The sequence below is a fragment of the Chitinophaga sp. genome (genome assembly GCF_035564935.1).
Classification (GTDB): domain Bacteria; phylum Bacteroidota; class Bacteroidia; order Chitinophagales; family Chitinophagaceae; genus Chitinophaga.
Genome location: NZ_DATMTE010000952.1, coordinates 1 through 5,687, shown reverse-complemented (window position 1 = coordinate 5,687; position 5,687 = coordinate 1). Strand labels below are relative to the sequence as shown.

Here is a 5,687-nt window from a genome sequence, read left to right as displayed (position 1 = left end):
TATTGCCAGAGTAATTGTTATCCGTTTTCTGGGTTTGCCCGTTCAGCTTTACCGTAAAGTGATAGGTTTGTGCCGGGTCGGGTAGTGTGAAGGCATATTCCAGTGGGGCACCGGGTAATGTAGCGGTGGCTACGTTTACGGTTTTCATCACGGTAAGCACCTGGTTCACTTCTATGTATACGTTCAGTGGTTGTTGTATTGCCACCGGGATATTACCGGGTATTTTCCAGGATATCTTTACGTTGTTGGCATCTGTTTGCTGTAAGGTAAGATCAGTAACAGCCGGCAAACTAACGCCTGGTTTGGTAATGTCATCCACTGATTTTTTGCAGGCAGCTGCTGTCAATAATAATGTGCCGAAGGCAAATAGCAGGAATTTTCTCATGGCGTGTATGTTTTAGTAAGTAACCCCAGGCATCCCAGCCTGAAATTCTGTTAGAACCGTGCGTAGCAGTCTTCCGTTACACGGCTCCGGTTATCAAATCATTCAGGACACTCAATATCCGGGATTTTGTTTGTAACCACCTTTCGACCAGTTCATCTGTGCCTGTGGAATGGGCAGGAATTCGTCCCTGCCGGCGGTGAAATGCGCTACACGGAACCAGTCGAACCGGTTCTTTTCCTTGTTAAGGAATGCATTCATTACGGGTTCCAGCACACCCCAGCGCATGAGGTCGAAGTACCTTCTTCCTTCGCAGGCCAGCTCCAGGCGGTCTTCCCACATGAGTGCCTGCCAGGCAAATTCTTTGGTCCAGTTGCAGTTGATGCCGGGTTTATATTCTTCAATTTTATAGTTCAACCACAGGGAGCCGTCGTCTTTCTTCAGCCGTCCGGTGCTATGGGCAGCCCGCGCCCTGACCCTGTTGATCAGCGGGAGTGCTTCATTAAAGCGTCCCAGCTGTATCAGTATTTCTGCTTTCCACAGCAATACTTCTGCATAGCGGATCTCTTTTTTATTCATGCTGTTCTGTACATAGAAAGGTTTGTACATACAGTTGCAGCTGGGATGTACCTGTTCTTTCATGGAATTGAAATACCCGTACTGGAAGGGGGCACGGGAGCCGGATTCTTCAAAAAGAAGATGGTTGTCATATTTCCAGGGATATCCCGGAATGGCAACGGTATGGCCCATGCGGGGATCAAAAGCATGGGCGGTGAAGAACTGTTTGTATTGCTGGCCGCCCATTTCTGTATTGTTATAGTTATCGAAATCGGGGAGCCCGGTACCATCTGTTTTAAATGCATTGATCATGGTGTAGGACACCTTGTGGAAGTCGCAGCAGCTGAACCAGGGATTCCACCAGGGAGCATTGAGCTGGTCGCCCCAGTTAACGCGGCCATTGGTGGTGCCATCATCAATAGAATATTGTATTTCCCATAATGATTCTTTGGTGTTGTTATCATATTCTATCATGAAATTTTCTGCAAAGTCGGGCGTGAGATCAAACATAGCGCCGTCTTTGGCTGTGATAGCATCGATATGGGTCAGTGCTTTGTTGAGTGTTTCCTGGTTGATAATGGTGACCTGGTGCCGGTCATTTTTTTCATAGGCCCTGAACAGCAAAGCCTTTGCTGCCAGTGCGTGTGCTGCATACCTGGTAGGCCTGCCTTTTTCTGACTGTGTTTCGGGCAGCACTCCGGCAGCATCTTCAAAGTCTTTGATGATCTTATCCCACAGGGGCAGATCGTTGATCATTTCCGGAGGGCGGTTGGAGATACCTTCTACTATGATGGCATCATTCTTTACTTCATCATCTATATAGGGCACATAGTTCCAGCGTAGTTTCATGCCCAGGTATATCCATCCCCGGATAAACTTCATTTCTGCGATGCGTTGATCACGGGCCTTGAAGCTGTTGGGATCTACTTTGTTCAGCAAACGCAGGGCGGTATTGGCCCTGCTGATGCCGCAGTAGCCACGGTACCAGGGACCGTCGTTGTTGCCGATGTTGGACGTTACGCCGGTAAATATTTCCATTTCATACCAGGGTGTTTGGTCACTGAGGCCACCGCCGCCTTTATAGGCGTCGTCAGACCTTACGCTTTGAATCCACGGCGCATGTGTATCTCCGTAGCCAAGAGAGGGCATATAGGAGTAAGCAGCAACCACGAAGTTCTCTATCTGGTCGGCGCCCTCTACCTGTTCTTCGGATAATACTCCTTTCGGTTTTACGTCCAGGAAGTTTTTACATCCGGCAGTGAGCAGGGCGATCAGGCTGATGAATATTATAGTACGTGTTTTCATGTTGTTCGTTTAAAAGGTGACATTCAATCCAAAGAGACCGTTAACAGGCAGTGGGTAGGCTTCATTGGGATTTTCAGGATCTCCGCCGGTAAATTTGTCCTTACCCCATGTCTTTTTAAAGTTGAGGAGGTTTTGTCCTGATATGTATACCCTGACCCGGTTCATGTGCCATTTTTCCATTAAGCTATTAGGAAGAGTATAGCCGATATCTACTGTTCTTAGTTTGATGTATGAGCCATCTTCAATGAAATAGGTAGACATCCGTTTTTCCCCGTTGGCATCGCGGCGGGAGAGGGCTGGAATGTCAGAGTTGGGATTGGATGGCGACCAGGCTTCGAGTATCCGGGAAGGGTGGTTCCGGTCGTTTTGTACGCCGATGTTCCAGAAGTCACTGAGTTCTTTCCAGTTGTTGTAAACGCTGTTGCCAAACACTCCCTGGACAAAGATGGTGATATCCCAATTTTTATAGGTTGCTTCCAGGTTTAATCCGGCCATCAGTTTAGGATCTCTTACACCTATCCAGGTACGGTCGTAGGTTTCGTTGATCACGCCGTCGCCGTCAAGGTCTTTGTACCGGATGCGGCCTACACCTTTCCCTTGTTGTTGCGGGGAATTATCTACTTCTTCCTGGGTTTTGAAGATACCGTCTGCCACGAGGCCATAGAAGGAGTTGAGGGGGCGGCCAATAATATTGTCCAGCAGGCCGTTACCGCCGTATGTATACTTTACGTTTTCCGGTATGGAGTTGATTTTGTTCTTATATGCGGATACATTGGCAGTGACGCGGTAAGTAAATTCCCGTTTCTTTTCGCCCCAGCTGAGCAGCAATTCGTAGCCCTGGTTGGTCATGTCAGCAGCGTTTACCCAGCGGTAGCCGCCTTCACCCAATGCGCCAATGTAGGGCGGTTGGAAGAGCATGTCTGTTGTTTTTTTATTGAACCAGTCGAAAGATCCTGAGAGGCGGTCGTCCAGGAAGCTGAAATCGGCGCCGATGTTTGTTTGCGTGGTGGTTTCCCATTTCAGGTCGGGGTTGCCCAGGCTGTTCCTGCGGTATCCGGAGGGGATACTGCCTGTTTGGTTGCCACCGATAGCATAGGCAGTGCCATCAAAATCCCCGAGGTAAATGTTTACGAGGCTGCCGGCGGTGAGCGGGGCGGAGTTACCGTTCTGGCCCCAGCTGGCCCGCAGTTTCAGGTCGTTCAGGAATCCGGCATTCTTTAGAAAAGGTTCCTGGCTGATCCTCCATCCGGCAGAAAATGCTGGGAAGGTGCTGTACCGGTTATTCTCCCCGAATACGGAAGAACCATCGCGACGGATGGTGGCAGATAACAAGTATTTTGACTCATAGGAGTAGTTGATCTTACCAAAAAAAGATAACAGCGTCCTTTCATCACCACCGCCGGCCAATGATTTATTATCGCCTGTGGCGGCAGACAGATATGCATAGTCCCGGCTTTCCAGCAGGATATTGTTGCGGTAGGCATTGGTGAATTCATATACATACCGGTAGGTTTCTATACCGCCTAATATGTCGAAGAGATTCTTGCCGAACTTCAGGTTGTAGATAAGCGTGTTTGTCCAGGTGCGGCCGATGTTTTGCCAGTTGTTTTGTCTGACGCCGTTGATATCGCTGCTTTTGCCGCCTGCTTCCTTCCATTTATGTTCGATGTTCCGGTCGTACCACATGTTATAGTCCAGGCCAAACTGTGTTTTAAAAGCCAGGTTATCGAGGATCTTGAGGTTGGCGTAACCGGTACCCAGTATCTTCAGGAAGTTGCCTTTATTGTCTTTATTGATCTCCAGGTCCCTTACAGGGTTGTTGAAGTCGTCCATTCCCAGCGCCATAGCTACACCGCCCCATCCGCCGTTGTTATCGTATACGGGTATATTGGGCGGCATTACCAGGAAGCCATAGGTGCTGTTGATGTCTCTTATCCGGAGATTGGTCATGGTAAAATTTTCTCCTATGGTGAGTCTTCCTTTCAGCATTTCGTATTCATTGTTAAAACGTGCAGAATAACGTCTGAAAGAGGAGGTGATCTGTGTTCCCTGGTTATCGTAATAGTTGAACGAGAACAGGCTGGATAAATGTTCTTTTCCGCCGGTGATGGTGATCTGGTGGTTTTGCCGGATGCCTGTACGGGTGCCTTCTTTGAACCAGTTAGTGTTGGAAGACGGCATAGTTTTGTCCGCGTTTAACCATTCCACAGGAGTTACAGCATTTAAAACGGGTATGCCGTTCTTATCGCGGTTCCAGTCGTATTTATAAATGCGGATGGCAGCAGCAGGGTCGTCTCCGTCGTTAACGGTAGCCTGCCAGAGCGCTCTTCCGTAGCCGTTTGCGTCCAGCATATCCGGTACGCCTGTTATTTTGGATACGCCTACATAGCTTTCATAGGTAACCCTGGTTTCTCCTGATTTGCCTCTCCTTGTATTTATGAGGATAACCCCGCCGGCTGCTCTTGATCCGTAAATGGATGCGGAGGCAGCATCTTTGAGCACCTGCATGGATTCAATATCATTAGGATTGATATCGCGCAGGTTGATGTTAACGGGCTGGCCGTCCAGCACGATCAAGGGTGGTGAGGAGTTGATAGAGGTGATACCTCTTACCTGTATGCCTACATTCTCTGCGGGGTTTCCGTCGGTAGTGATATATAGGCCGGGTATCTTTCCCTGCATGGAGCGCATTACGTTGGCGCTGGGATTTTTGGCAAAGTCGGACCGGTTTATTACCGTGATGGCGCCAGTGAGGTCTGCTTTCCGCTGGGTCATATAACCGGTAGAGATAACCACTTCGCTGAGGTCTTTGCTTTGGCCCAGGAGGATCACATCATATGTTAGTGCAGCCGTTAGCGGTATTTCCCTGGTTTCTTTCCCTATGTAAGTGAATACCAGTGTGGTGGCGTTGGCGGGTACATCAATACGGTACCTGCCCTGGTCGTTGGTGGTGGCATGCACAGGAAAGCCTTTAGCTGTGATCCCTACACCAGGCAGCGGGTTGGCGGCATCGTCCCTGACCACGCCTGTGATGGTCTTTGCCTGTTGTGCCCGCGCGCTTAGAAATACGCCGGTGCTGAGGCACAACAAGAGGATACCCCGTAATATCCATTTTCCGGTATAGGCAGGGAACCCGCGCCCGCCATGCGTACTGTCATTGGAAGAATACTGTTTTTTCATGAGACCGTAGTTGTTTTTTGGGTGATAAAATTGCTACCGCATTTTCCGGGTACTGCATAGCAGCCATGGACCGTATCCCGGCAATTATTTACAGGCGTGTAAGGCCGCAGTGGCATTGTTTTTACCAGTAGTGATCAGTTGTTAAGAATAAGTGGAAGAGGAGGAGTATAATAAATTATTATACAGTGCTCCGGGACGGTTTTTCAGCTCCGGAGAGGCATAACAGTCCTGCTCCTGAAAATTGTGTTTTCAAGCGGTGATT

3 protein-coding genes are annotated in these 5,687 nt (G+C 49.0%); all 3 read right to left on the bottom strand.

Annotated elements, in window-relative coordinates:
* Positions 1-385 (bottom strand): DUF4945 domain-containing protein (locus VN105_RS24700; RefSeq protein ID WP_325645264.1); only part of this gene is annotated, 385 nt, incomplete at its 3' end.
* 111 nt (positions 386-496) lie between these two features.
* Entirely contained in the window at positions 497-2,245 is a 1,749-nt protein-coding gene (locus VN105_RS24695) for a RagB/SusD family nutrient uptake outer membrane protein (protein ID WP_325645262.1), read from the bottom strand.
* Between the two features lie 9 nt (positions 2,246-2,254).
* On the bottom strand, positions 2,255-5,425 hold the full coding sequence (locus VN105_RS24690; protein ID WP_325645260.1) for a TonB-dependent receptor: 3,171 nt from the start codon (positions 5,423-5,425) through the stop codon (positions 2,255-2,257).
* Positions 5,426-5,687 lie beyond the last annotated feature (262 nt).